Source organism: Enterococcus sp. C76 (assembly GCF_040886985.1).
Taxonomy (GTDB): Bacteria; Bacillota; Bacilli; order Lactobacillales; family Enterococcaceae; genus Enterococcus_B; species Enterococcus_B lactis.
This window is the reverse complement of record NZ_JBFOEY010000004.1, coordinates 42,945-67,324: the sequence shown is the minus strand read 5'-3', so window position 1 is coordinate 67,324 and position 24,380 is coordinate 42,945. Positions and strand designations below refer to the sequence as shown.

Here is a 24,380-nt window from a genome sequence, read left to right as displayed (position 1 = left end):
AAAAAAGTTAAAAATTTGTTTATATGAATCATGAATTTGAAAAAGATCGTATTAAATAATTCTCATGTTTTTTACAATTCGTTATTTTCTTATTAACTTCTGTTACAATCTATATTGTAATCGATTACATAAAAGCTTGGCTGAAGCAAAAAATTATACATAGGAAGGTTGATAAATATGAAAAGAGGTTTACGCAAAGTACTTACTGGGGCGGCACTCAGCACGATGCTTTTTTCTCCTGCATTGCTGATTCAAGTACAAGAATCATCTGCAATCGAACAAACAGTAGTGACTAATCCCGATTTTGGAGTAGGACAAGGAATTGAGTGGCCAAAACAAGTAGTTGCTCCTTATGTGGATATAACTGCTTATTCTTCTGATGAAGAACTATCTAATAATGGGGCATTGAACTTAGCAGCTGTTGCTCAACAAACAGGACAGAAATTTTTTAAATTAGGTTTTTTACAGGCGAGAGGTATTAGAAATGGTCGAATTGATTGGGCTTGGGGTGGTTTTAATGGTCTAAGTGAGATTGATAATGACGAATGGCAGTATGAAGGAATCAAAAAATCTATCCGGGAATTACGTCAAAATGGCGGAGATGTAGCTGTTTCGTTTGGCGGACTGAATTCAGGAGCATTTTGGGAGGTCACTCAAAATCAAGCACTTTTATATGATGCCTATATGGAAGTTATCCAAGGCTATGGATTGACACGTGTAGACTATGATGTCGAAGCCGCTGCGATGGGATATGAAGAGAATTTGGCAAATGCAAAAGCGGTAAAGAAAGTTCAAGAAGCAACTGGTGTAGAAGTAACGTTGACCTTGCCAGTCATGGATACTGGCCTGATTTCGACCGGATTAGCAGTGTTACAAGCTTATCTGGAGGCAGGAGTGGATTTGACAAATATCAATCTAATGACGATGTGTTACGGAAGCAGTGTACCAGATTATGCCCAAGGGTCGCTTGATGCTGTGGATAATACAATGGTGCAGTTAAAAGAGTATTATCAAAGATTTATGGGAACGACTTTGACGACAGAACAAGCATATGCTAAATTAGGAACCACTCCATCAATCGGATTTGAAAGCGAAGCTCATCCATACTTTACAGCAACGATGTTCAATCGAGTCGTTCAGCATGCAAAAGAACGAAATATTGGGATGGTTTCCTACTGGTCAATGAATCGAGATTCAAAGGTCGATGGAGGACAAGGACAAGTCAATAATCGGTATGAATTTTTAAATGTGGCACAACGTTTTACAGATGACACACCTCTTCCAGAAGACAAAGAAAAACCAACTATTCCAGAAAATTTTAAAGCAGAATTGGTGACCTCTAGGCGTGCTGCGCTAAGTTGGTCGCCTGCGACAGATAATGATTTTATTGAAAAGTATAACCTTCGATTGATTGGAAACGAAGAAGTAGTTGAAAGAAGCACAATAGATACCCGGTATACTTTTGAGAATTTAAAAGAGAATACAACTTATACAGTGGAACTTACAGCAGAAGACCGTTCTGGTAATATTTCGGATAAAACAACATTGACGTTTACAACATTAGCGGACAATGAAAGTGAATATCCAGTATGGGATCCTGAAAAAGTTTATATGGCTGGCGATCGTGTTGTATACGAAGGCATCATCTATGAAGCTAAGTACTGGACTCAAAACAATAATCCAAGTGAATCTGGAGAATGGGGACCTTGGAGACAGATTTCTTGATTCATAGATATATATGAAAAATAAAAAATGTAAACAGGAGTTTTATTTAGCTCCTGTTTCTTTTTGTTTTAATATAAAATTATAAAAGCATAATGTTTGCGCTAACATAATAAAGCGTTTACAATGTGTGTATCAAATGAAGGAGGTTTCTACATGAAAAAGATCAGTACGTTATTGTTTATCGGGTTAGTTAGTTTAGGGTTGTTCGGTTTCAGCATTCCAGGTTTCGCACACGGTTATATTACTTCTCCTGGAAGTCGTGCATACCTAGGAACATCAGCAGCAGGGAATCTAAACCAAAATGTCGGAAGAGCACAATGGGAACCGCAAAGTATCGAAGCTACCAAAAATACATTCATTGATGGAAAAATCGCCAGTGCAGGAGTCAGCGGATTTGAACCTTTAGACGAACAAACATCTAACAGATGGCATAAAAATATGGTCAATCCAGGAACATTGAATATTACTTGGAATTTAACAGCGCAACATCGGACAAGTACTTGGGATTACTACATTACCAAGCCAAATTGGAACCCTGATCAACCTTTGAAATTTAGTGATTTTGAATTGATCACAAAAATAGACGACAAAGCAACCGTACCACCAAAAACAGTCAACCAAACAATCACACTTCCTCAAGACCGCAAAGGATACAATGTGATTTTAGCAGTATGGAATATCAGTGATACGACAAATGCATTCTATCAAGTGATTGACGTGAATATCCAATAATAATCAAAAGGGCTGTGACAAAAAACGTGTCACAACCCTTTTTTTGAATAAGCAGTGTTCGCCTGCCAACTCCTCGGTCACAAGTGACAATAGTCATCAAACATGAAAAGCTTTTTTTGAAATTGTTCCTTGTGACTCGGAGCTGAATGGCAGGCTCACGCCTTCTCTCATTTAATCAGCAAGTCTCGTCATCTTCACGACGACTTCACAACGTGCAGTCTGAGGAAACATATCAACAGACTGTAAATATTCAACATTGAACTTTTTACTTAAATGAACCAGATCTCTGGCAAGTGTAGAAACGTTACAGGAGATATAAACAAGTTTTTTTGGTGGAAATTTCAGTAACGATTGAATCAATGCGTTATCCAAACCCGTACGTGGCGGATCTACGATGATACCATCTGGCTGAAAACCTTCATTCAACCATTTAGGTAGAACTTGTTCGGCTGTACCGACTTCATATCGAGTGTTGTGATACCCTAATCTTTCCGCATTTCTTTTTGCATCAGCGATTGCTTGAGGAACGGTATCCATTCCTCGGACTTCTTTGACCTTTTTTGCTACACTTAAACCAATCGTACCAACTCCGCAATAAGCATCTACGATTGTTTCATCAGGCTGGGCATCTAATGCTTTGATTCCTTCACCATAAAGCAGTTCGGTCTGCTGAGGATTCAACTGAAAGAAGGCGCGAGGAGAAAGATCGAAAGTCACTTCATTGATTTGTTCTTCAATGGCTTCTTTTCCCCATACGTGGATCGTTTCATCCCCCATCACGAGAGATGTTTTTTGTGCTTGGACATTTTGCATGATCGAAACAACTTCGGGCAGGCGTTGATTGATCTCACGAATCATTGCGTTTTTTTGTGGGAATTTTTTACTGCGAGTAATAAAAACGACTTGCAGCTCTCCAGTTTTGACACCGACTCTGACCATGATCGTGCGGAAAATACCACTGTTTGTCCGTTCATCATAGATGGGTGCATCAAATTTATTCAATAGTTGAACAACAGTATTCATCACTTTTTGTGTTCGGGGTTCTTGTACCAAACAGTCTGTTATAGGAACTAACTGATGCGAGTTTGCTTCATATAAACCAGCTTCGGCCTTTTGCGTTTGTTTATTTTTTCGTAATTGAAATTGTGCTTTGTTTCTATAATGCCATGGATCATCCATCCCAATCGTCGGTAACAACTGGTAGGATCGAAAGCCTGCTGGTTTGAATTTTTCCAATGCTTGCAAGAGTAGATCCTTTTTAAAATCCAATTGTGCTTGATAGGCTAAGTGTTGTAATTGACAGCCACCGCATTCATAATAAACAGGACATGGCGCCACTACGCGATCTTTGCTTGGCTTTTTGACTTTTATTAATTCTCCTTCTGCATAACGAGGAGTTGCTTTCGTGATTTTGACTAGTACTTCTTCTTTTGGTAGTGCATACGGAACAAATATAATCAATCGTTTGAAATAACCAATTCCTTCGCCATTTATGCCTAAACGCTTGATTTTCAAAGGAACCGTTTGTCCATTTTTGACAATTGTTTCTGCCATAAGTATCTCCCTTTTTCTTTTTTCTGTGGTTTATTCTAACATATAATACCTGATTACGGGGATTTTCTATGGTATGATAGAGAATATATGTTCGAGGAGGATGTTTATGTTAACCGTTACGAGAATCAGTAAAGGCAAAGGCCCTTTCTATCGCGTAGATTTATCTGAAGGAGAAGCTTTACAAGTATCTGAAGATGTATTAGTACGCTATCGTTTGTTAAAAGGACGGGAATTAGATGAAGAAACTATCCAAGAGATCAAGAAGAGCAGTGGAGCTGATTTCGGATTTCAGCTAGCAATGAATTACTTAAGCTATCAGTTACGGTCAGAAAAAGAAATCCGAACATACTTAAAAGAAAAGGAAATCCTTCAAGAAGATCGAAATAAAATCGTAGCCCGCTTAAAAGAATTGGATCTTGTCAATGATTTGGTCTATGGGGAAAGTTATGTGCGCACGAATATGCGCTTAAGTGACAAAGGTCCAAAAAAATTGTCACAGCAAATGCAGCAAAAAGGATTAAAACCAGAGATTATTGAACAGGCGCTCGCCCAGTATACAGTTGAAGACCAAGTTCAAAATGCACGTCAAACGGCTGAAAAAACATTTGGAAAAAATCATGGGAAAAGCCAAAAAGAATTATTGCGGAAAATCCAACAAACTCTGATGACAAAAGGTTTTTCTCAAGAAGTGATCCAACAAGCGATGGCTGATCTTCCGCAAGAAGTAGACCAGGAAACAGAATATGATTATTTAGTCAAACAAGGGGATAAACTATGGCGAAGAAATTCAAGATTTGAACCTAAAAAAAGAAACCTAAAAGTAAAACAAAGCTTATATCAAAAAGGATTTGATTTGGATATGATCCAGCGATTCATTACGGAAAAGGAAGAGGAAAGTGAATAAAGAATGGGAAAAATGGACAGACGAAGAAACAAAAGAATTTCAAGATCAGTTCATTCAATGGTATGAACAAGAAAAAAGAAACCTGCCATGGCGCTACAATCGGGATCCTTATCGTATCTGGATCTCTGAAATCATGCTCCAGCAGACCAGAGTAGATACAGTGATCGATTATTTCTATCGCTTCATGGAATGGTTTCCTACAATTGAAGAATTGGCAACTGCTCCAGAAGAAAAGCTTTTAAAAGCTTGGGAGGGGCTTGGTTATTACTCAAGAGCCCGAAACATCCAAGCAGCTGCTAAACAGATCATGTCTGAATTTGACGGAAAAATGCCGCAAACGCCTGAAGAAATCAGCTCATTGAAAGGGATAGGCCCCTATACGACAGGAGCGATAGCAAGTATAGCATTTGGACTTCCAGAACCTGCAGTTGACGGTAACGTGATGCGAGTAGTCAGCAGATTGTTTTGCATTGAAGCAGATATCACCAAAGCTTCCAGCAGGAAAATCTTTGATGAAGCGATGCGGAAAATCATTGATGAAACGTATCCAGGTGAATTCAACCAAGCAATGATGGATCTAGGCTCAGCTATCTGTACACCAACTTCTCCAAAGTGTGAAGCTTGTCCGATCCAAGCCTTTTGTTTAGCCAACAAACGAGGGATTCAAACGAGCTTTCCTGTAAAAACAAAAAAAGCAAAGCCAAAAGACGTTTATTATATCAGTGCGGCTCTTCAAAATCATTCTGGAGCGTATTATTTTGAAGAAAGAGATAGCCAAAAACTGCTGGCGAATATGTGGACATTTCCAATGGTGGAAGTGACACAAGAGGAGTACGAGCGATTGAAAAAAGGATGGGAAGCAAAACGGGAAGTCGATTTGTTTGATGATCTAGTAGCAGAAGACGGAAAAGAGCTTCCCTTCGAAAAGCAGGAACTTTTTATTTGGCAGACACGTCATTTAGGAGAAGTTACTCATGTCTTTAGTCATCTGAAATGGCATGTCCTCCTTTTTTACGGACGGGCAACCGAGGAAGCAGAACAAGAATTTACCGAGAACAAAACTTCGAAGTGGTTGAAGCCTGCTGCATTTGATTCGGTCGTTTTTCCGAAGGTACAAATGAAACTAGTGGAACAGTTGGAGAAAAATCGAAACAATAGGAATCCTTTCTAGGCAAAGCTCATTTTTATTGATATAATAATTATGATGTCGGTGTAATGAACACCCAAACACAAAGCACAAAATGCTGCTTAAGGAAGGGTTGCTATGGGAGTTCCAAAAGAAGGAGAGTTTGTGACGATCCAAAGTTACAAGCACGACGGCAGATTGCATCGAACGTGGCGAGATACCATGGTATTGAAAACAAGCGAACACTCTATGATCGGCGTGAATGATCACACATTAGTCACTGAATCTGACGGACGCCGATGGGTAACGCGCGAACCAGCGATTGTGTATTTTCATAAAAAATACTGGTTCAATGTAATAGCAATGATCAGAGAAAAGGGGGTTTCCTATTATTGTAATCTAGCTTCACCTTTTTTGCTGGACGATGAGGCCTTGAAATATATCGACTATGACTTGGATATCAAGGTGTTTCCTGACGGCGAGAAACGACTATTGGATGTCGATGAGTACGAGATGCACAGCAAAATGATGAATTACCCGAACGATATTGACTTCATCCTAAAAGAAAATGTGAAGATTCTGGTTGACTGGATCAATAATGGAGATGGCCCGTTCTCAGAAGGCTATATTGATATTTGGTATGACCGTTACAAGCAATTGTCGCGTAAGTAAACGCAAAAAAAACAGTAAGCCAGTGAGAAATCTTTCTCAAAAGCTTGCTGTTTTTTTGTTTTTTTTTTTTTCGAAAAATTTTTTATAAAGTCTTTTTCATATAAATGTGAGGCATGCCAGCGTCTTCAAAAGGCTCACCGTAAGCTATGTAACCAAGCTTTTCGTAAAAAGCTTCCGCTGTAGACTGCGCTCCTAATAAAATCGTATTATAGCCTTGATTCTTAGCAAAGGTTTCTGCTTCTTCAATCAATAGCTTACCTAAGCCTTGGTGTCTGTATTCAGAAAGAATCGCCATTCGCTGTAATTTCATTTTTCCGTTTTCTAAAGGCAAAAGACGTACAGTTCCTTGCGGTTCTTTTTTATCTGAGTACAAGACGAAATGGATGCAATGTGCTTCATCTTTATCTATTTCTCGAGACAAAGGGACACCTTGTTCGACTACAAAGACTTGATGTCTGATTCTTACAGCATCTAAGTAAATATCGCTCATTGTATCTTTTGTTTGTACAACTTTCATGGTCTAGCCACCTTCCTTTCGTATAGTATACTGGAAAATAAAATAAATAAAAAGTATGGAAAGTTTTCAAAAATAAAAAAAGAATAAAAGAATTTTTAGCGAATATAATATATACTAGGAAGAAAGAAAGGAGGAAATCTATTGTTTGAAAAACTTAGACAGTCTAAACTAATGTTTTGGTCGCTTGAATTATTGATCATAGCTGCACTAATCATGATTTCATCAGAAATAAATTTTATTTTTGAACCGATCGGGACATTTTTTTCCACGTTATTTGCACCCGTACTGATTGCAGGCTTTCTTTACTATTTGCTGAATCCTATCGTCAAGCTGCTGATGAAAGCAAAAATCAAAAGAATATGGGCTGTCGCAATTGTGCTGCTCCTTTTAGTTGCAGCAATTATTTGGATTTTACTCAGTGTCATTCCAAGTCTAGTACAGCAAATTTCCTCATTGGCATCCAATATGCCTGATTTTATCAAACAGGTCGAAAATTGGTTAAAAGAGGTTGCCGAATTGCCTGTGTTCAAGGAAGTTGATATCAATAAATATTTTGAACAATTAGATATTTCTTACGGGACGATCATCCAACAATTCCTTAGTGGCGTTTCCAACAGTTTAGGTTCGATCGTTGGAACGATTGCTTCGGCAACCGTAGTGATCATTACGGCACCCTTCATCTTGTTCTATATGTTGAAAGATGGCGAAAAACTAGTGCCAAACATCCAACAGTTTTTCCCAGAGAAAAGAAGAAATCAAATTGTGGAATTATTGGGACAGCTGAATAAAACATTAGCTAATTATATTAGTGGACAAGCAATTGAATGTCTATTCGTCGGCACTTTTACATTTTTAGGTTATATGATCATCGGTGTAGATTATGCTTTCTTGTTTGGGGTCATTGCAGGATTGACGAACCTGATACCATATTTAGGACCTTATCTAGGGCTAGCACCTGCATTTTTAGTGACGATCTTCAACGATCCGATAAAAGCATTGCTTTGTTGTTTAGTTGTACTAATCGTCCAACAGTTAGATGGAAACATCATTTATCCGAATGTAATTGGGAAATCACTGAAGATCCATCCATTAACGATCATTATCGTCCTTCTAGTAGCAGGAAACATTGCCGGATTGCTTGGTATCTTCTTAGGTGTTCCTTTTTATGCAATCTGCAAGACAATCATTTCCTATATAATCAAAATCATCAAGGAAGATAAACAAAATGAAAACAAGAAAAAAATTGCTACGACCTCGTAGATAGTTTTAGTACACTTGTTTTTATTGCAAAGAAAATTGCTTTGTGATACCATTTTAACGTGGCTATAGTGCCACGTTTTTTTCTATCGTAAACTAAAAATTAATTTTATAAGGAGAGAATGCGATTATGAATGCTGACCCTGAGAGTCAGTCGCTGTTAGCGCAGATTTTATTATTGATCGTTTTGACATTGATCAATGCTTTTTTAGCAGCTTCCGAAATTGCTGTTGTTTCGATCAATAAGAATCGAATCGAGCAAAAAGCTGATGAAGGAGATGTGAAATCTCAAAAGCTTTTAAAAATATTGCAGAATCCAAATAATTTCCTATCGACAATCCAAGTAGGAATCACTTTGGTCAACATTTTGTCTGGTGCGTCACTAGCGAATACTTTATCGGAACGGTTAGCTCCGGTATTAGGTGGCGGTACAGCGGCAAAAAATATTGCAAATATCATTGTGCTGGCTATTTTGACCTATGTATCGATTGTTTTTGGAGAATTGTACCCTAAACGTATTGCTTTAAATAAATCAGAAGAAGTCGCAAAGTTCACTTCAGGGCTGATACGCTTGATCGGCGTAGTAGCTAAGCCCTTTGTCTGGTTGCTTTCTGCTTCCACAAGTTTGTTGGCACGTATCACACCGATGACCTTTGATGATGAAGATTCAAAAATGACCAGAGATGAAATGCGTTATATGCTTGAAAACGAAGGCGTATTGAACAACGAAGAATTGGAAATGCTCCAAGGGGTTTTTTCTCTTGATACGAAAGTTGCCCGAGAAGTAATGGTCCCACGAACGGATGCATTTATGATTGATATCAATGACACTGTGGAAGAAAATGTGAATGAAGTTTTATCGGAAAACTATTCAAGAATTCCTGTATATAATGAGGACAAAGATAAGGTAGTTGGAATCCTTCATACAAAGAATTTACTAAAAGCAGCCCATAAATTTGGCTTTGATCATTTAGATATCAAAAAAATCATGCAGGAGCCTTTATTCGTTCCTGAAACGGTCTTTATTGATGATCTATTATATGAAATGAAAAAGACACAGAATCAAATGGCTATTTTATTGGATGAATATGGCGGTGTCGTTGGTTTAGCAACATTAGAAGATCTTTTAGAAGAAATCGTCGGAGAAATCGATGATGAATCAGATGAAGTTGAGAATCTTTATGAAAAAATCGATGAACACGAATATATTATCCAAGGACGAATGCTGATTGATGAATTCAATGAAGCTTTTGACAGTGATTTGCATATGAGTGATGTAGACACGATGGCTGGTTATTTGATTACAGCATTAGGCATGATTCCAGATGAAGGAGAAAAGTTATCGTTTGATGTCGATAATATTACGCTGGTTTCTGAAGAAATGGAAGGTTCTCGAATCCTTAAAATCCGTGTCATTTTTCATGATCCGGAAGAAACAGAAGCGGAACCTGAAGAAGAACGCCGATACTTCAGAAAAGAATTCGAAGATGACGAACCAAGAAGATAATTGGAAACTTGGTTATAAAAGAAAGACGTGTTGCTTGAATAAACAAGCAACATGTCTTTTCTTTAGTCAGCTGACAAAAATATTTGACTCTTATGATTTGGTGGCTTTTTCATTCGCTGAATCCATGCTATACTGATTCAGTTGTAGTAATTAACAGAGGTTGTAAAAAAGCTGGCCTGTATCAAGTAATAATAACAGCCAAGCAAAAACAGCTTCTCCTGTTTTTGGGTTGGTGGGGATTATTACCGATGCAAGCTTTTAAACACCGTTTACTCGGAAAAAGGGACGGCGACACGGCTTTTGCCACAGCCCTATATGAAATTGTCTTTCCTTAAGAGAACAGACAATCTGTCTAGAAAATATAAATAATTGAATGGAAGAAATGGAGTTAGGTTATGAATAATCCAGAATTAAAGCAGCAAGTGGACAATCGCAGAACATTTGCGATCATTTCCCATCCGGATGCGGGGAAAACAACGATTACAGAACAATTACTATTGTTTGGTGGAGCTATCCGTCAAGCTGGAACTGTAAAAGGAAAGAAAACAGGTAATTTTGCCAAATCAGACTGGATGGAAATCGAGAAACAACGTGGAATATCTGTCACTAGTTCTGTTATGCAGTTTGATTATCAAGGAAAACGAGTAAATATCTTGGACACGCCAGGACATGAAGATTTTTCTGAAGATACTTACCGTACTTTGATGGCCGTGGATAGTGCGGTCATGGTAATCGACAGTGCCAAAGGGATTGAAGCACAGACAAAGAAATTGTTTCAAGTGGTTAAAAAACGTGGCATCCCGATTTTTACTTTTATCAACAAACTAGATCGTGATGGTCGCGAACCATTAGAACTGTTAGAAGAATTAGAAGAGTTGTTAGATATCGAGTCTTATCCGATGAATTGGCCAATTGGTATGGGAAAAGGTTTAGAAGGTCTTTATGATATTTACCATAATCGTGTAGAGTTTTATCGTCCGGAAAATTATCAAGGAGAACGTTTAGTAGAATTGGATGAAGATGGTCTGCTTCCTGATAATCATCCTTTAACTGAAAATTCCTTATATGAACAAGTTTTAGAAGAAGTAGAACTACTTAAAGAAGCTGGAGATGCATTTAATCAAGAAAAAATTGCTCGTGGCGATCAGACACCAGTATTTTTTGGTTCTGCATTAACTAATTTCGGTGTACAGACTTTTTTAGAAACTTTCGTTGAATTAGCACCAGCTCCTTATGGGCATAAAACACAAGATGATCAGATGGTAAGCCCTTATGAAGAAGAATTTTCAGGTTTCGTATTCAAGATACAAGCAAATATGAACCCAGCCCATCGTGACCGAATCGCTTTTGTCCGAATCTGTTCTGGAACATTCGAGCGAGGAATGGATGTCTGGTTAGAACGTACAAATAAAAAATTGAAATTAAGCAATGTTACGCAATTTATGGCAGATTCGAGAGAGAATGTCGAAAAAGCAGTAGCAGGTGATATTATCGGTGTATATGATACTGGTAATTATCAGATTGGGGATACATTGTTCGAAGGTAAACTAAAAGTTGCTTATGAAGAACTTCCTTCATTTACTCCAGAGCTGTTCATGAAAGTGACTGCTAAAAATGTCATGAAACAAAAATCCTTCCATAAAGGAATCTATCAATTGGTTCAAGAAGGAGCGATTCAGCTTTATAAAACATATCTAACGGAAGAATATATCATTGGGGCTGTTGGTCAGTTGCAATTCGAAGTATTCCAATATCGTATGTTAAATGAGTACAATGCAGAAGTCATCATGTCTCCGATGGGGCACAAAATTGCTCGCTGGATTGATCCGGAAGATTTGGATGAGAAGATGAGTTCAAGCCGTAATATCTTAGCGCGTGATCGTTTTGATCAGCCGTTGTTCTTATTTGAGAACCAATTTGCGGAACGTTGGTTTGCGGATAAATATCCTAATGTAAAATTAAAAAGTTTGATGTAAAGAGGTTGTAAAAAAATTGCGTTGCATCAAGTAATAAAGAAAGCCAAACAAAAACAGTTTCTCCTGTTTTTGATTTGGTTGAATACCGTTTATCAAGAAACCACGAGTCTGCCACTCAGTTTCAAGTGCAAATAAAAAATTTTGAAAATAAATTCTTATACTTTGTTGATAGCCGTGACGGATTTTCCGTTACGGTTCTTTTTATCATTTAAAACTATAAAAAATGTCTAATCTAAAAAAATATAAAAATTACTTTGCGTACATACTATTAAAGAGAGGAGGGTTTGTGAAATGGAAACAGAATGGCAAAGGCGTCAAAGAAAAAAACAGAAAAAAGCAGAAATGTTACGATTATGTCGATTGTTGGATGTAAAAGACTGGGACAAAAACGAGCAGATTGCACAAGAAGTGCGATCAATCATCCAGAAAGAAGAAAAAGTAAAAAATAAAGATACGAGTAGATCAAAAAATGAAAAGAGAAAGACACAAAAGAAGCGTAAAAAAATAAAGAGCCAGAAAGCAAAAGAAACAAATGAGGCGTGAATCGTCTCATTTGCTTCTTTAATTATGTTCAAAAAGTTGATTAAACGGCTAACGTCGCGCCTAATTCGTGTTTTGGAATAGAGATTTCAACAAGCCCGGCCAATTCGATTACTTTGATTTCATCCTCGTGGTAAACAGCATCTTTGATTTTATCCAAGAAATAATTTTTAGCTTCTTCAATTTCTTTCGGCTGGATTTTACGTTTATCATTGATTAACAAAATTTCATTATGTTCAGGGGCTTCAGTGTAGACAATAGTGGTATTTCCGGCTGTGTAGACTTTGACCAGATGGGCATCAGTGTTTTCAAGCTGGTTCAATACAAGACGGGAATGGCTGTTTGTTACATTTACCAATTTCATGGCGCTCACCTCTTTTATGTATTTTTAATTGCTTGTTTCTCTTATTATAATTTCTTTTTTATAAAATGAACAGTATTTTGACTTTTCTGAAAAAAGAGAGCGTGGGACAAAAGTAAAGAACACTTTTATCTCACGCTCTAAACACGTATAAACGGCGGAAGCAGAAGCAACTCCTTCGGAAATAAGCTGAAATTCACAAAAATTTGAAAAGCAATTTTCGTGAATTCCTTCTTATTTCTTGGAGTTAAACGCTTCTGTCCCAGCCTCTATATACATACTAGGTTTACTCAGCCGTTTCTTCGGTTGATTCTTTTGCTAAACGTTCTGGTTTAGAAGTCACGATGATTTTTCCATCCTTATCCAATTTTGCTTTCAGCTCGTGAATAGAAGGGTGGTCAAGGTAAAATTCAGCGATGCCATCTTCGATTTGTTCTTGGATTGTTCGTCGAAGGGGACGAGCACCCATGGATGGATCATAACCTAAGTCAACTAATTTTTCTTTGACATTCGTAGGAACTTCGATATGAAGTTGCTGTGCTGTCAGCATTTGATTGACATCGTCTAGCATCAGTGTAACGATGGTCATCAAGTTTTCTTTTGACAAAGCACTGAATTCGATGATTCCGTCAAAACGATTTAGAAACTCTGGTGTAAAGTAATTATTCAATTGATTTAATACCGAACGAGTAACACCTTCACGTGCCGCACCAAAGCCAACATTTGCTTCTACTTTACCAGTACCGGCATTACTTGTCATAATGATGATCGTATCTTTAAAGCTGACGGTTCTTCCTTGTGCGTCCGTCAATCGGCCATCATCTAAGATTTGCAAGAACATGTGCAAAACATCTGGATGAGCTTTTTCAACTTCATCTAATAAGACAAGACTGTAAGGATTTCTCCGAACTTTTTCTGTTAATTGACCAGCTTCTTCGTATCCAACATAACCTGGAGGAGAACCAATCAATTTAGAGACACTGTGTTTTTCCATGTATTCAGACATATCGAAACGAATCATTGAATCTTGTGAACCGAATAATTCATAGGCAAGCTGTTTGGCAAGTTCTGTTTTACCTACACCGGTTGGTCCGACAAATAAGAAGGAGCCAATTGGACGATTCTGTTTGTTCAATCCAACACGGTTTCGGCGAATTGCTTTCGCTACACGGTCTACAGCGTTATCTTGACCAATGACATGAGCCTTCAAGTCATCTGCTAAGTTTTTCAATTGTGTCTGTTCTTTTTCTTTTAATTCACCCACCGGAATACCTGTTCGTTGTTCAACGATTTTTTCCATATCTTTTTCGGTGATGACAGGTGTTTCTTCTTCAGTGAGCTGGCGTTCTTTCATTTTTTGAAGTTTGTTGATCTGGTCACGGTAATAAGCCGCTTTTTCGAAATCTTCTTCTCGAGAAGCAAGAACTTTTTGTTCTTCCGCTTCTTGCAGTTTTTTCTCGATCGTTTTAGGATCAACGATTTGGATCGTTAAATTTTTCTTAGAACCTGTTTCATCTAGCAAATCGATGGCTTTATCCGGCAAGAAGCGATCTTGGACGTAACGATTGGATAAAGTTGCGGCTGCTTCGATGGCTTCATCAGTATATTTTACATGATGATAGTCTTCATAACGTTTTTGCAGTCCTTTCAAGATACTGATCGTTTCTTCGACAGTTGGTTCATCTACTCGTACCGGTTGCATACGACGCTCTAAGGCAGCATCTTTTTCGATGATGCGGTACTCGTTTAAGGTAGTAGCACCAACCATCTGCAATTCTCCTCGAGCTAAAGCAGGTTTTAAAATATTACCAGCATCCATGTTTCCGTCGCCTGCGGAACCAGCGCCGACGATTTCATGCACTTCATCTATAAATAGGATCACATTTTCTGCTTGACGAATTTCTTCAATCAATTTTTGCATACGTTCTTCAAATTGACCTCGTATACCAGTACCTTGGACTAAGGATACGACATCTAAACGAATGACTTCTTTGTCCATTAATTTTTGTGGGACATCGCCATCTACGATTTTTTGTGCTAACCCTTCAACAACTGCTGTTTTACCAACACCAGGTTCACCAATCAAGACAGGGTTGTTCTTAGTTCGGCGATTTAAAATTTCGATGACACGTTTGATTTCATCATCACGACCGATCACAGGGTCGATATCCCCTTGTCGAGCTTGTTCAGTGATGTTGATTCCGTATTCTCCTAGTAAACCTTCCGTATTTCCTTGAGGTGGTTGTCCACCATTGAAGTTGTTGTTTCCACCAAATTGTGTTGGCGGTGTTTGCTCATAGTTTCCTTGCTGTTGCATTTGGCGAGACATGGAACGGAAAAGATCGTCCAAACTGCCAAATCCAAATGGGTCGTTTTGGGCCATACTAGTTAGACCTCCATTTTGCTGATTTTTGATTTTTTGATAACAGCTCTGACAATAATCAAGTTGTGTCCGCTGACCATTGACAGTGGCATACAAGTGAATCGTTGCCTCATTCTTGCCGCAGTTTTGACAAAGCATGAATCATTCACGTCCTTTCACAAAAATGGGTACATCCATATTTTACATCTCGTTTTTCATGAGGTAAAAGAATAACCCCTATTTTTTAGGGATTTATGAGGTAGTAAAGGTAAAATGTCTGTTGACCATTCCTGACCTTTGATTCTTATTATACTAAAAATCGAAAGGGAAGCAAGTAATTCGTTTCATATAAAAACAAAGAAGGTCAAAGGAAAGAATGATGAACGTCAGGAGAAGAGAGAGCGACAAGAAAAAGAAAATAAACACGTTTGTTATAAAATGTGAAGAAAAGGATGAAAAAGAATCCGGAATAATTTGAATACTTTTATCTGAAATTGAATGAAAACTGTTGTATCTAACGAAAAAAAATGTTAATCTTTACAGATGAAAGGGTGACACTTGTTAGGATTCTCTGAATTACTAAAAAAGAAAACCCTCACATAAAAACAACACTCACTTAAAGGAGACCGATTAATATGGAAAAGAAAGAATTTCACGTAGTAGCAGAAACTGGGATCCACGCACGTCCAGCTACATTATTAGTACAAACAGCAAGCAAATTTAACTCTGATGTAAACTTAGAGTATAAAGGTAAATCAGTAAACTTGAAATCAATCATGGGCGTTATGTCTTTAGGTGTAGGTCAAGGTTCTGATGTTACTATCACTGCAGAAGGTGCTGACGAAGCTGACGCAATGGCAGCAATCGTTGAAACAATGAAGAAAGAAGGCTTATCTGAATAATGGTTGAAATGCTAAAAGGGATTGCCGCTAGTGACGGTGTAGCCGTTGCAAAAGCTTACCTGCTAGTTCAACCGGATTTAACATTCAGTAAGGCAACAGTAGAAGATACTGCGGCTGAAGAAGCTCGTTTGGATGCTGCATTAGCTAAATCTACTGAAGAATTGCAGCAAATTCGTGAAAAAGCAGCGCAAAGCTTAGGTGAAGCAGAAGCGCAAGTATTTGATGCCCATTTGATGGTTCTTTCAGATCCAGAAATGGTAGGTCAAATCAAGCAAAACATTAAAGACAACAGCGTAAATGCTGAATCAGCGCTAAAAGAAGTAACGGATATGTATATCGGTATGTTCGAAGCAATGGAAGACAATGCTTACATGCAAGAGCGTGCTGCAGATATTCGTGACGTTGCTAAACGTATTTTAGCGCACTTATTAGGCGTTACTTTACCAAATCCATCAATGATCAACGAAGAAGTGGTCGTTGTTGCACATGACTTGACTCCAAGTGATACAGCACAATTAGATCGCAATTTTGTAAAAGCGTTTGTAACAGATATTGGTGGACGTACTTCACATTCTGCTATCATGGCACGTTCTTTAGAAATCCCAGCGATCGTTGGGACAAAAGAAATCACTGCTAAAGTCAAAGAAGGCGATATGTTGGCTGTTAACGGGATCGAAGGCGATGTGATCATCGATCCTACAGAGGAACAAAAAGCTGAATTTGAAAAAGCAGGTGCGGATTACGCAGCACAAAAAGCAGAATGGGAAAAACTAAAAAATGCAGAAACTGTCACAGCTGACGGCAAGCATTTTGAATTAGCTGCAAACATCGGAACACCAAAAGATCTAGTTGGTGTTCATAACAATGGTGGAGAAGCAGTTGGTCTGTACCGTACTGAATTTCTATATATGGATTCTCCGGACTTCCCAACAGAAGATGACCAATACGAAGCTTACAAAGCTGTATTAGAAGGTATGGAAGGAAAACCAGTTGTTGTTCGTACAATGGACATCGGCGGGGATAAAGAACTACCATATCTGCAATTACCTCATGAAATGAATCCATTCTTAGGATATCGTGCATTACGTATCAGTTTATCTGAACAAGGTGACGAAATGTTCCGCACACAAATGCGTGCATTACTTCGTGCATCTGTTCATGGTAACTTACGTATCATGTTCCCTATGGTAGCTACGCTCAAAGAATTCCGCGCAGCAAAAGCGATCTTTGAAGAAGAAAAACAAAAATTGATCAGTGAAGGCAAGGAAGTATCTGATACAATCCAAGTCGGCATCATGATTGAGATTCCAGCAGCAGCAGTCTTAGCAGACAAGTTTGCAAAAGAAGTGGATTTCTTCTCCGTAGGTACGAACGATTTGATTCAATACACAATGGCAGCAGACCGTATGAATGAACGCGTTTCTTACTTGTACCAACCATATAACCCATCAATCTTACGTTTAATCAAAAATGTAATTGATGCAGCACACGCTGAAGGAAAATGGGCAGGTATGTGTGGAGAAATGGCTGGAGATCAAACCGCTGTTCCGTTGCTAGTAGGTATGGGTCTAGATGAGTTCTCAATGAGCGCGACATCTATTCTTAAAACACGCAGTTTAATGAAACGCTTGGACACAGCGAAAATGGCTGAACTTGCTGATCGTGCATTGAAAGAATGCGATACGATGGAAGAAGTCGTTGAACTTGTTCATGAATATGTAAAATAAACAACGTATCAAAAACTGGTGTAGCTTGTAAAAGAGCTACGCCAGCTTTTTTGTTTTCTGTTCTTTTTTAAGAAAACGTTTTTGTCAGCAAGATTAGACAAAAATAGGGCTTAAGTTTGAGTGACAGTTTGGAGGCTATGTTATACTATATAAATGAAGGGGGACGTAAGGTGAAGGTATTATTATATTTTGAAAGTGAAAAGATGCTTGCAAAATCTGGCATCGGGCGTGCGCTTGATCATCAAAAACGTGCTCTGACGGAAGTCGGTATCTCTTATACACTAGACGACAAAGATGATTATGACATCCTGCACATCAATACATACGGAATCAATAGTCATAATATGGTCAATAAAGCCAGAAGAGAAGGTAAAAAAGTTGTCTATCATGCGCATTCAACAGAGGAAGACTTCCGAAATTCCTTTATCGGATCGAACCAGCTTTCTCCTATTGTAAAAAAATATTTGGTGGGATTGTACCAAAAAGCGGACTATTTGATCACGCCAACACCTTATTCAAAACAGTTGTTGGAAAGCTATGGTATCCGTGTACCGATTCAAGCTATTTCCAATGGGATCGACCTAGAGAAATATCGCCCTGATCCAATGAAAGAACAAAAGTTCAGAGAGTATTTCAAACTATCTCCGGATCAAAAAGTAATCATTTGTGTCGGTTTGTTTTTCGAACGTAAAGGAATCATTGATTTCGTAGAAATTGCTAAGAAGATGCCCGACTATACATTCATTTGGTTTGGTCATGTTCCGATGTACTCGATTCCTCGAAACATCCGGAAAATTGTAAAAGAAGACCATCCTGAGAATGTTCTGTTTCCTGGATATATACGAGGGGAAATCATCGAAGGAGCATATTCTGGTGCAGATCTATTCTTTTTTCCTTCTTATGAAGAGACGGAAGGAATTGTTGTTTTAGAAGCTTTAGCAAGCAAGCAAAATGTACTTGTTCGAGATATTCCAGTGTATAATGGCTGGTTAGAAGATAGCAAGAACTGCTATATGGGGAAGACAAACGAAGCGTTTATCCAACTGATTCAACAGATTACCAATGAAGAGCTACCGAGTTTGACACAAGCCGGTTATCAAACAGCAAAAGAACGAAGTATCAATAAAATCGGTGAAGAACTAAAAAACGTATATGAAAGTGTGCTGAATGAAAAAGTCTCTAGCAAATTAAAAAAAGTACATCAGACAAAGGACTAGTTTGGAGGCGAAAAACATGAAAATCGGCTTTTTTACCGATACCTACTTTCCGCAAGTCAGCGGAGTGGCTACATCGATCAAAACATTAAAACAAGAATTAGAAAAACATGGGCATGAAGTCTATATCTTTACGACAACCGATCCTAATGCGGACAAGTTGGAAAAAGATGTGATTCGAATGCCAAGTGTACCGTTTATTTCTTTCAAGGATCGAAGAGTTGTTGTTAGAGGCATGTGGTATGCTTATTTGGTTGCCAAAGAACTAGAATTAGATCTGATCCATACCCATACAGAATTCGGAGCAGGAATACTCGGGAAGATGGTAGCTAAGAAGTTGAAAATACCCCTGATCCATACTTACCATACGATGTATGAAGATTACCTTCATTATATCGGTAAAGGAAAAGTAATCAGGCAATCCCATGTAAAATATTTATCCAGATTATTTGCCAATCATACGACAGGTGTAGTCTGTCCAAGTGAACGTGTTATTGATACATTACGTAGCTATGGTGTAGTAGCACCGCTTCGTGTGATTCCTACTGGTATCGACATTGAGAAGTTCAAACGTTCTGATATCACTCAGGAGGATATCAACAAATTAAGGGAGTCGTTAGGACTTCAGGAAAATCATCTGATGATTCTTTCTTTAAGCAGGATTTCTTATGAGAAAAATATCCAAGCATTGGTTAACGGATTTCCTCAGGTTATCTCGGCTTACCCTAATGCCAGATTAGTTATTGTAGGAAAAGGTCCTTATGTAGAAGAGTTAGAGGAATTGATTTCCGAACTGCAGTTAGAAGAATTTGTGCAGTTCACAGGAGAAGTGAACAATAATGATGTAGCCCTTTATTATAAAGCGGCAGATTATTTTGTCAGTGCTTCTACTTCAGAGACACAAGGGCTTACTTATACCGAAGCGATGGCAGCCGGCACGCCTTGTGTCGTAGAAGGAAATGCTTATTTGAACCGATTGTTCGATCATCCTTCATTAGGGAAAACTTTTGAAACCGATGAAGACTTTGCACCCGCACTTATTGATTATATTTCCAGTGAAGTCCCTAGAGATTCGAAGGTTTTAGAAGCCAAACTTTATGACATTTCGTCTACTCATTTCGGCGAAGCCATGATCGAATTTTATCAAGATATGGTTGTTTACCATGAAGAAGAGATGCGAAGAAAAGAAGAAGAAGATTCGATTGAACGAATCAAAATCAAATTAAATTCATTTAAAAGATAAAATTCAAACATTTTTTATAAAAAAATCCTTGTTTCTAGCGTATACTAGCATAGAAGCAAGGATTTTTGATTTTTAGGAGGTCGAAAGAATGAAACTAGGTTTTATCGGAACAGGCGTTATGGGAAGTGCTGTTGTACGCCATCTACTAGAAGCAGGTCACGAAGTCGCTGTTTATAATCGGACAAAAGCAAAAGCTGATCCTTTAGTAACAGAAGGAGCTGTCTGGGCGGATACACCAAAGGCTGTAGCAGAACAAAGCAATATTCTGTTCACAATGGTAGGTTATCCTAAAGATGTAGAAGAAATCTACTATGGAGAATCGGGGATTTTTTCTGCAGATGTCTCAGGACGTATTTTAGTTGATTTGACTACAAGTACACCAACTCTGGCAGAAAAAATTGCAAAAACAGCAAAAGAAAAAGGTGCAGATGCGTTAGATGCACCGGTGTCAGGCGGTGACTTAGGAGCAAAGAATGGCACACTGACAATCATGGTAGGTGGAGAAGAATCGGTCTATGATCAAGTACTTCCTTTATTCAAGGAATTTGGTACGACATTTACATTGCATGGCTCTGCTGGGAAAGGTCAGCATACGAAAATGGCCAATCAAATCATGATCGCAGGCACGATGACAGGAATGACGGAAATGCTTGTCTATGCACAAAAAAACGGTCTCGATTTAGAAAAAGTGATTGAGACACTTTCGGGAGGAAGTGCAGCTAACTGGTCTTTAAGTAATTATTCCCCACGTATCTTGAAAGAAGACTACACGCCTGGTTTTTTTGTCAAACATTTTATCAAAGATTTAAAGATTGCATTAGAAGAAGCAGAAAAAATGAACCTTGTATTGCCAGCAACCATCCAAGCATTGAAACTATATGAAGAGTTGGCAGATAAAGGTTTTGAGAATGACGGAACACAAGCGTTGATCAAACTTTGGTGGCCTGAAGGGAAAATACCAGAAAAAAAATCATAAAAAACGAGTTTTTTTAGAGAAAATCAATGCAAGTAGGCTATGCTTTTGATACAATATAACAGAAATAAGAAAAGGAGGACCTCCGATGACACATTCACAATTAGTCGCAATCATAAAACGACTGGAGGCTATGGTCGAGTCAGCAGATAATGAACTGCAAGTTCGCCGTTTTGAAAAAGAAGGCGTAGAAAAGTGTACAGTAACTTATGATAAAGCGACCGATACGTTTGAATTAACTGAAACAGATACTCATCAGCAATACGAATTCGATAATATCGATATCGTAGCGATGGAAATCTATGACTTAATCCAATAAATTTTAGGATAATTGACATTTGAAGTTGAAGATGCCTAAAAGAAGCCGAGAAGCAGCTAATTTAGTTGCTTTTCAGCTTCTTTTTTGTTTAATTGTTCCATTTCGATCTGTTCCTTTTCTAATTTTTTGCGGTAACTAATCAAAATTTGTACAGGATCGATTTCTTCTTTTGATAATTGGCGTTTCAAAGATAAATGAGCTTCTTTTTTTTCATAATAAAAGTCAGGTGGATTGTCCCCAGAAGCAATCATTGTTTCTGCAAGCTGTCCGTAACAAATAAGGTAGTGCTTTTTCTGACTTTCATCCGCTGCCAGTGGCATGCTGAATGTGAGGGATGGTGTTCTTAAAAACTGCTTTTGTTCTTGGATCCGTCTGATGAAATAAGTAACTAATTCGATATCTTTTTGAAGCATGCCAGCTTTTTCGAAATTCAGCTGATAGATGAAATGTTGTTGTCTCTTTTTCAAGTAAGTCAGCAGTTTTTTATTGCGACCCTGAAACAGTCCTTGGATCTCCTTCTTTTTCTGTTCAAAAGTCATTTCCTGTAAGTCTGGAAGCTGGACTCGCAAAGCTAATAAGCTGATTTCAGACAACCAAGGCATTTGATACGTTTCTTCCATTATACGCAAAATAGACGGCATTTTTTTATAGAGACGAAAAGGCCCGTATGTTCGAGCCGTAGGAGTATCTGTTAATACAAATCCCTTATTGGAAATATGTACATAATTGTAGTTACTGAAATAATTCATTTGTCGGTTATAAAAAGGACGGTAATGTTGGATCAGTTGACACTCAAGCAACAAAGCATCTAATTCTGTATCTACTACGACGAAATCAAAATCTGTTATATGATGAATCATACGTAATACTTTTTTTGAATGCTGTTTATTCTGATGAAAATAGCTGCTTACTCTATTTTTGAGCCGTTTTGCTTTACCAACATAGATGACCATCCCTTCTTGGTTTTTCATAAGATAGACACCCGGCAGCATGGGGAGATTTTTTATTTTTTCTTTTAACATAGGGTCTCCTTTCACGCTTTGAATAAAAAGACTATAACAAATTTTGAAATAATGGACAAGTTTTAGGAAATTGGATCATTCTATCAACAAGAAATACTTTGATAATCAAAATATGTCAGTATAATAGTTTTTCTAATAAAGTAAATAAAAAATGCTGATTTATCAGTTTTTTTAAATGAGTAAAATCTTAAAATAAACTCATATAGCAAAAAAATGAACTTTTACGGTTGCATTTTGAAAAAAGTTAAGATATAGTTTGAACATCAAAAGATTTGATAATCAAACTAATTAGTGGACGGTGGAACATGGAACCAGATTTAAAAACAGTAAATGATTATCTTGTTAGTGTCTTCAATGATATTTTGACAATCGAAGAGTCTGAGTTGAAAAAATCTCAATTCAAAGATCTGTCAATCACAGAGATGCACACGATCGAGGCAATCGGGATGTACAAGAAAAAAACAACTTCAGAAGTAGCCAAAGAACTATCAATTACTGTTGGGACCTTGACCACTGCTATTAACAAGTTAGTAAAAAAAGGCTATGTCGAACGTATCCGCAGTGAAGATGACCGTCGTGTTGTAAAGTTGGGACTAACGAAAAAAGGAAAGTTACTGTTTCGGGTCCATCAGCATTTTCATCGTGAAATGGTCAAGAACATCTTAGAAGGAATGGCTACGGAAGAACAGCATGCCTTGCTGGATGCACTGAAAAACTTGCATGACTTCTTGCAAGACTATAAGTGAGGATATTTAATGGAACAATTTGGAATGATTACTGCAACAGCCAGCGTCCTTCCTGAAAAGATCATTACGAATAATGATCTTTCCAAGATGATGGATACCTCGGATGAATGGATTTCATCAAGGACGGGTATTCGTGAACGAAGATGTGTAACAAATCAGGAGACATCTGATTTATGCATCTTAGTGGCGGAAAAATTGATGCAACAAAAAAAGCTGAACCCTAAAGATTTGGATTTTATCTTAGTAGCAACAATGTCGCCCGATTACACGACACCATCTGTAGCAGCACAAGTACAAGGAAAATTGGGAGCAGCTAATGCTATTGCTTTCGATATCAGCGCGGCATGCTCAGGATTTGTTTATGCGTTAAGCATGGCTGAAAAAATGATCCGCTGCGGCTCAACTAAAGGATTGGTAATTGGTGGTGAAACACTGTCTAAGCTAATCGATTGGTCTGATCGCACGACTGCTGTATTATTTGGTGATGGAGCAGGCGGGGTTCTCTTAGAAGCAAACCCACAAAAAAAATTGCTGAAAGAAAAATTAGCAACTGATGGTACCAGAAGTACCTCACTGACTGCTGGCTACCAGCAAAATAAAAACCCGTTCTATTCAGAAGATTCAGAAGGTTCGTATTATTTGCGAATGACCGGCAGAGATATTTTTGATTTCGCCGTTCGAGATGTTGCAAACAATATCCAAGAAGTCATGAAAGACACGCCAGTTGATTATCTGCTTTTGCATCAGGCAAATCTCAGGATCATTGAGAAAATCGCCCGAAAAGTAAAGATGCCGCAAGAAAAATTCCTGACCAATATGGATAAGTACGGGAATACCTCTGCTGCAAGTATCCCTATTTTATTGGATGAAGCAGTTTCTAGCGGAAAGATCACCTTGGGAAAACAACAGAAAGTAATATTTACAGGCTATGGCGGAGGTTTAACGTGGGGAAGTATCCTCATGGAGCTGTAAACTGTTAAATTATAAAAATAAAAAAGCAA

At 38.0% G+C, this 24,380-nt stretch carries 22 protein-coding genes; 17 read left to right on the top strand and 5 right to left on the bottom strand.

The window, feature by feature from the left end; translation table 11 throughout:
- Window positions 1-177: 177 nt before the first annotated feature.
- Both AB3I00_RS06665 and AB3I00_RS06660 read left to right on the top strand, forming a co-directional pair.
- A complete protein-coding gene (locus tag AB3I00_RS06665; protein ID WP_024634798.1) occupies window positions 178-1,725 on the top strand; it encodes a carbohydrate-binding protein in 1,548 nt (515 codons plus the stop codon).
- Between the two features lie 153 nt (window positions 1,726-1,878).
- Window positions 1,879-2,457: a lytic polysaccharide monooxygenase gene (locus AB3I00_RS06660; RefSeq protein WP_002315302.1), complete on the top strand. Its 579-nt coding sequence runs from the start codon at window positions 1,879-1,881 to the stop codon at window positions 2,455-2,457.
- Window positions 2,458-2,628: 171 nt separating this feature from the next.
- Here AB3I00_RS06660 and rlmD read toward each other — a convergent pair whose 3' ends face one another.
- The gene (gene rlmD / locus AB3I00_RS06655) at window positions 2,629-4,011 is read right to left on the bottom strand and encodes a 23S rRNA (uracil(1939)-C(5))-methyltransferase RlmD (RefSeq protein WP_368024973.1); all 1,383 of its coding nucleotides are present in this window, start codon (window positions 4,009-4,011) and stop codon (window positions 2,629-2,631) included.
- 106 nt (window positions 4,012-4,117) lie between these two features.
- Between rlmD and recX the strand changes: the two genes are divergently transcribed.
- From recX to AB3I00_RS06640, 3 genes are all read left to right on the top strand, one after another.
- Complete coding sequence (gene recX / locus AB3I00_RS06650; RefSeq protein WP_086322875.1) at window positions 4,118-4,915, top strand: recombination regulator RecX; 798 nt, start codon at window positions 4,118-4,120, stop codon at window positions 4,913-4,915.
- The gene (mutY, locus tag AB3I00_RS06645) at window positions 4,908-6,086 is read left to right on the top strand and encodes an A/G-specific adenine glycosylase (protein WP_368024972.1); all 1,179 of its coding nucleotides are present in this window, start codon (window positions 4,908-4,910) and stop codon (window positions 6,084-6,086) included. The genes recX and mutY overlap by 8 nt, the downstream gene beginning before the upstream one ends.
- A 93-nt stretch (window positions 6,087-6,179) precedes the next feature.
- Complete coding sequence (locus tag AB3I00_RS06640; RefSeq protein ID WP_002310342.1) at window positions 6,180-6,713, top strand: DUF402 domain-containing protein; 534 nt, start codon at window positions 6,180-6,182, stop codon at window positions 6,711-6,713.
- A gap of 82 nt (window positions 6,714-6,795) precedes the next feature.
- Here the strand turns inward: AB3I00_RS06640 and AB3I00_RS06635 are convergent, their stop codons facing one another.
- Window positions 6,796-7,230 (bottom strand): GNAT family N-acetyltransferase, encoded by a 435-nt coding sequence (locus AB3I00_RS06635; RefSeq protein ID WP_002315298.1) that lies wholly within the window; start codon window positions 7,228-7,230, stop codon window positions 6,796-6,798.
- A 141-nt stretch (window positions 7,231-7,371) separates the two neighbouring features.
- Between AB3I00_RS06635 and AB3I00_RS06630 the strand changes: the two genes are divergently transcribed.
- The 4 genes from AB3I00_RS06630 (at window position 7,372) to AB3I00_RS06615 (ending at window position 12,513) form a co-directional block, all read left to right on the top strand.
- Window positions 7,372-8,490, top strand: a complete 1,119-nt coding sequence (locus AB3I00_RS06630; protein WP_002315297.1) for an AI-2E family transporter — start codon at window positions 7,372-7,374, stop codon at window positions 8,488-8,490.
- A 127-nt stretch (window positions 8,491-8,617) separates the two neighbouring features.
- Window positions 8,618-9,994 (top strand): hemolysin family protein, encoded by a 1,377-nt coding sequence (locus tag AB3I00_RS06625; protein WP_002315296.1) that lies wholly within the window; start codon window positions 8,618-8,620, stop codon window positions 9,992-9,994.
- A 395-nt stretch (window positions 9,995-10,389) separates the two neighbouring features.
- Window positions 10,390-11,970 (top strand): peptide chain release factor 3, encoded by a 1,581-nt coding sequence (locus AB3I00_RS06620; RefSeq protein ID WP_002343012.1) that lies wholly within the window; start codon window positions 10,390-10,392, stop codon window positions 11,968-11,970.
- Between the two features lie 291 nt (window positions 11,971-12,261).
- Complete coding sequence (locus tag AB3I00_RS06615) at window positions 12,262-12,513, top strand: hypothetical protein (RefSeq protein ID WP_002315293.1); 252 nt, start codon at window positions 12,262-12,264, stop codon at window positions 12,511-12,513.
- 40 nt (window positions 12,514-12,553) lie between these two features.
- Here AB3I00_RS06615 and AB3I00_RS06610 read toward each other — a convergent pair whose 3' ends face one another.
- Together AB3I00_RS06610 and AB3I00_RS06605 are read right to left on the bottom strand one after the other, a co-directional pair.
- Window positions 12,554-12,874 (bottom strand): DUF1827 family protein, encoded by a 321-nt coding sequence (locus tag AB3I00_RS06610; protein WP_002315292.1) that lies wholly within the window; start codon window positions 12,872-12,874, stop codon window positions 12,554-12,556.
- A gap of 283 nt (window positions 12,875-13,157) precedes the next feature.
- Window positions 13,158-15,392: an AAA family ATPase gene (locus AB3I00_RS06605; protein ID WP_368024971.1), complete on the bottom strand. Its 2,235-nt coding sequence runs from the start codon at window positions 15,390-15,392 to the stop codon at window positions 13,158-13,160.
- A gap of 476 nt (window positions 15,393-15,868) precedes the next feature.
- Between AB3I00_RS06605 and AB3I00_RS06600 the strand changes: the two genes are divergently transcribed.
- The 6 genes from AB3I00_RS06600 to AB3I00_RS06575 all read left to right on the top strand — a co-directional run bounded on the left by AB3I00_RS06600 (window position 15,869) and on the right by AB3I00_RS06575 (window position 21,611).
- Entirely contained in the window at window positions 15,869-16,135 is a 267-nt protein-coding gene (locus AB3I00_RS06600; protein WP_002287602.1) for a phosphocarrier protein HPr, read from the top strand.
- The gene (gene ptsP, locus AB3I00_RS06595) at window positions 16,135-17,862 is read left to right on the top strand and encodes a phosphoenolpyruvate--protein phosphotransferase (protein WP_002341270.1); all 1,728 of its coding nucleotides are present in this window, start codon (window positions 16,135-16,137) and stop codon (window positions 17,860-17,862) included. Before AB3I00_RS06600 ends, ptsP begins: the two co-directional genes overlap by 1 nt.
- A gap of 170 nt (window positions 17,863-18,032) precedes the next feature.
- A complete protein-coding gene (locus AB3I00_RS06590; protein ID WP_002315289.1) occupies window positions 18,033-19,079 on the top strand; it encodes a glycosyltransferase family 4 protein in 1,047 nt (348 codons plus the stop codon).
- A 16-nt stretch (window positions 19,080-19,095) separates the two neighbouring features.
- Window positions 19,096-20,319 (top strand): glycosyltransferase family 4 protein, encoded by a 1,224-nt coding sequence (locus AB3I00_RS06585; RefSeq protein WP_368024970.1) that lies wholly within the window; start codon window positions 19,096-19,098, stop codon window positions 20,317-20,319.
- Between the two features lie 88 nt (window positions 20,320-20,407).
- A complete protein-coding gene (locus AB3I00_RS06580) occupies window positions 20,408-21,295 on the top strand; it encodes an NAD(P)-dependent oxidoreductase (protein ID WP_002341272.1) in 888 nt (295 codons plus the stop codon).
- 85 nt (window positions 21,296-21,380) lie between these two features.
- A complete protein-coding gene (locus tag AB3I00_RS06575) occupies window positions 21,381-21,611 on the top strand; it encodes a YkuJ family protein (protein WP_002287607.1) in 231 nt (76 codons plus the stop codon).
- Between the two features lie 56 nt (window positions 21,612-21,667).
- Here the strand turns inward: AB3I00_RS06575 and AB3I00_RS06570 are convergent, their stop codons facing one another.
- Window positions 21,668-22,633 (bottom strand): GIY-YIG nuclease family protein, encoded by a 966-nt coding sequence (locus AB3I00_RS06570; protein ID WP_002343008.1) that lies wholly within the window; start codon window positions 22,631-22,633, stop codon window positions 21,668-21,670.
- 305 nt (window positions 22,634-22,938) lie between these two features.
- Between AB3I00_RS06570 and AB3I00_RS06565 the strand changes: the two genes are divergently transcribed.
- Together AB3I00_RS06565 and AB3I00_RS06560 are read left to right on the top strand one after the other, a co-directional pair.
- Entirely contained in the window at window positions 22,939-23,379 is a 441-nt protein-coding gene (locus AB3I00_RS06565) for a MarR family winged helix-turn-helix transcriptional regulator (RefSeq protein WP_002310362.1), read from the top strand.
- Window positions 23,380-23,388: 9 nt separating this feature from the next.
- A complete protein-coding gene (locus AB3I00_RS06560; RefSeq protein WP_024635879.1) occupies window positions 23,389-24,351 on the top strand; it encodes a beta-ketoacyl-ACP synthase III in 963 nt (320 codons plus the stop codon).
- The last annotated feature ends 29 nt before the right edge of the window (window positions 24,352-24,380 follow it).

Excerpts from the sequence above, each read along its gene's own strand:
- AB3I00_RS06560 (WP_024635879.1), top strand. The coding sequence starts at position 23,389 with ATGGAACAATTTGGAATGATTACTGCAACAGCCAGCGTCCTTCCTGAA.
- AB3I00_RS06660 (WP_002315302.1), top strand. The coding sequence starts at position 1,879 with ATGAAAAAGATCAGTACGTTATTGTTTATCGGGTTAGTTAGTTTAGGG.
- AB3I00_RS06575 (WP_002287607.1), top strand. The coding sequence starts at position 21,381 with ATGACACATTCACAATTAGTCGCAATCATAAAACGACTGGAGGCTATG.
- AB3I00_RS06565 (WP_002310362.1), top strand. The coding sequence starts at position 22,939 with ATGGAACCAGATTTAAAAACAGTAAATGATTATCTTGTTAGTGTCTTC.
- AB3I00_RS06665 (WP_024634798.1), top strand. The coding sequence starts at position 178 with ATGAAAAGAGGTTTACGCAAAGTACTTACTGGGGCGGCACTCAGCACG.
- AB3I00_RS06585 (WP_368024970.1), top strand. The coding sequence starts at position 19,096 with ATGAAAATCGGCTTTTTTACCGATACCTACTTTCCGCAAGTCAGCGGA.
- AB3I00_RS06610 (WP_002315292.1), bottom strand. The coding sequence starts at position 12,874 with ATGAAATTGGTAAATGTAACAAACAGCCATTCCCGTCTTGTATTGAAC.
- AB3I00_RS06625 (WP_002315296.1), top strand. The coding sequence starts at position 8,618 with ATGAATGCTGACCCTGAGAGTCAGTCGCTGTTAGCGCAGATTTTATTA.
- AB3I00_RS06620 (WP_002343012.1), top strand. The coding sequence starts at position 10,390 with ATGAATAATCCAGAATTAAAGCAGCAAGTGGACAATCGCAGAACATTT.
- AB3I00_RS06640 (WP_002310342.1), top strand. The coding sequence starts at position 6,180 with ATGGGAGTTCCAAAAGAAGGAGAGTTTGTGACGATCCAAAGTTACAAG.
- AB3I00_RS06580 (WP_002341272.1), top strand. The coding sequence starts at position 20,408 with ATGAAACTAGGTTTTATCGGAACAGGCGTTATGGGAAGTGCTGTTGTA.
- AB3I00_RS06600 (WP_002287602.1), top strand. The coding sequence starts at position 15,869 with ATGGAAAAGAAAGAATTTCACGTAGTAGCAGAAACTGGGATCCACGCA.
- AB3I00_RS06570 (WP_002343008.1), bottom strand. The coding sequence starts at position 22,633 with ATGTTAAAAGAAAAAATAAAAAATCTCCCCATGCTGCCGGGTGTCTAT.
- ptsP (WP_002341270.1), top strand. The coding sequence starts at position 16,135 with ATGGTTGAAATGCTAAAAGGGATTGCCGCTAGTGACGGTGTAGCCGTT.
- rlmD (WP_368024973.1), bottom strand. The coding sequence starts at position 4,011 with ATGGCAGAAACAATTGTCAAAAATGGACAAACGGTTCCTTTGAAAATC.
- AB3I00_RS06605 (WP_368024971.1), bottom strand. The coding sequence starts at position 15,392 with ATGCTTTGTCAAAACTGCGGCAAGAATGAGGCAACGATTCACTTGTAT.
- recX (WP_086322875.1), top strand. The coding sequence starts at position 4,118 with ATGTTAACCGTTACGAGAATCAGTAAAGGCAAAGGCCCTTTCTATCGC.
- AB3I00_RS06635 (WP_002315298.1), bottom strand. The coding sequence starts at position 7,230 with ATGAAAGTTGTACAAACAAAAGATACAATGAGCGATATTTACTTAGAT.
- AB3I00_RS06615 (WP_002315293.1), top strand. The coding sequence starts at position 12,262 with ATGGAAACAGAATGGCAAAGGCGTCAAAGAAAAAAACAGAAAAAAGCA.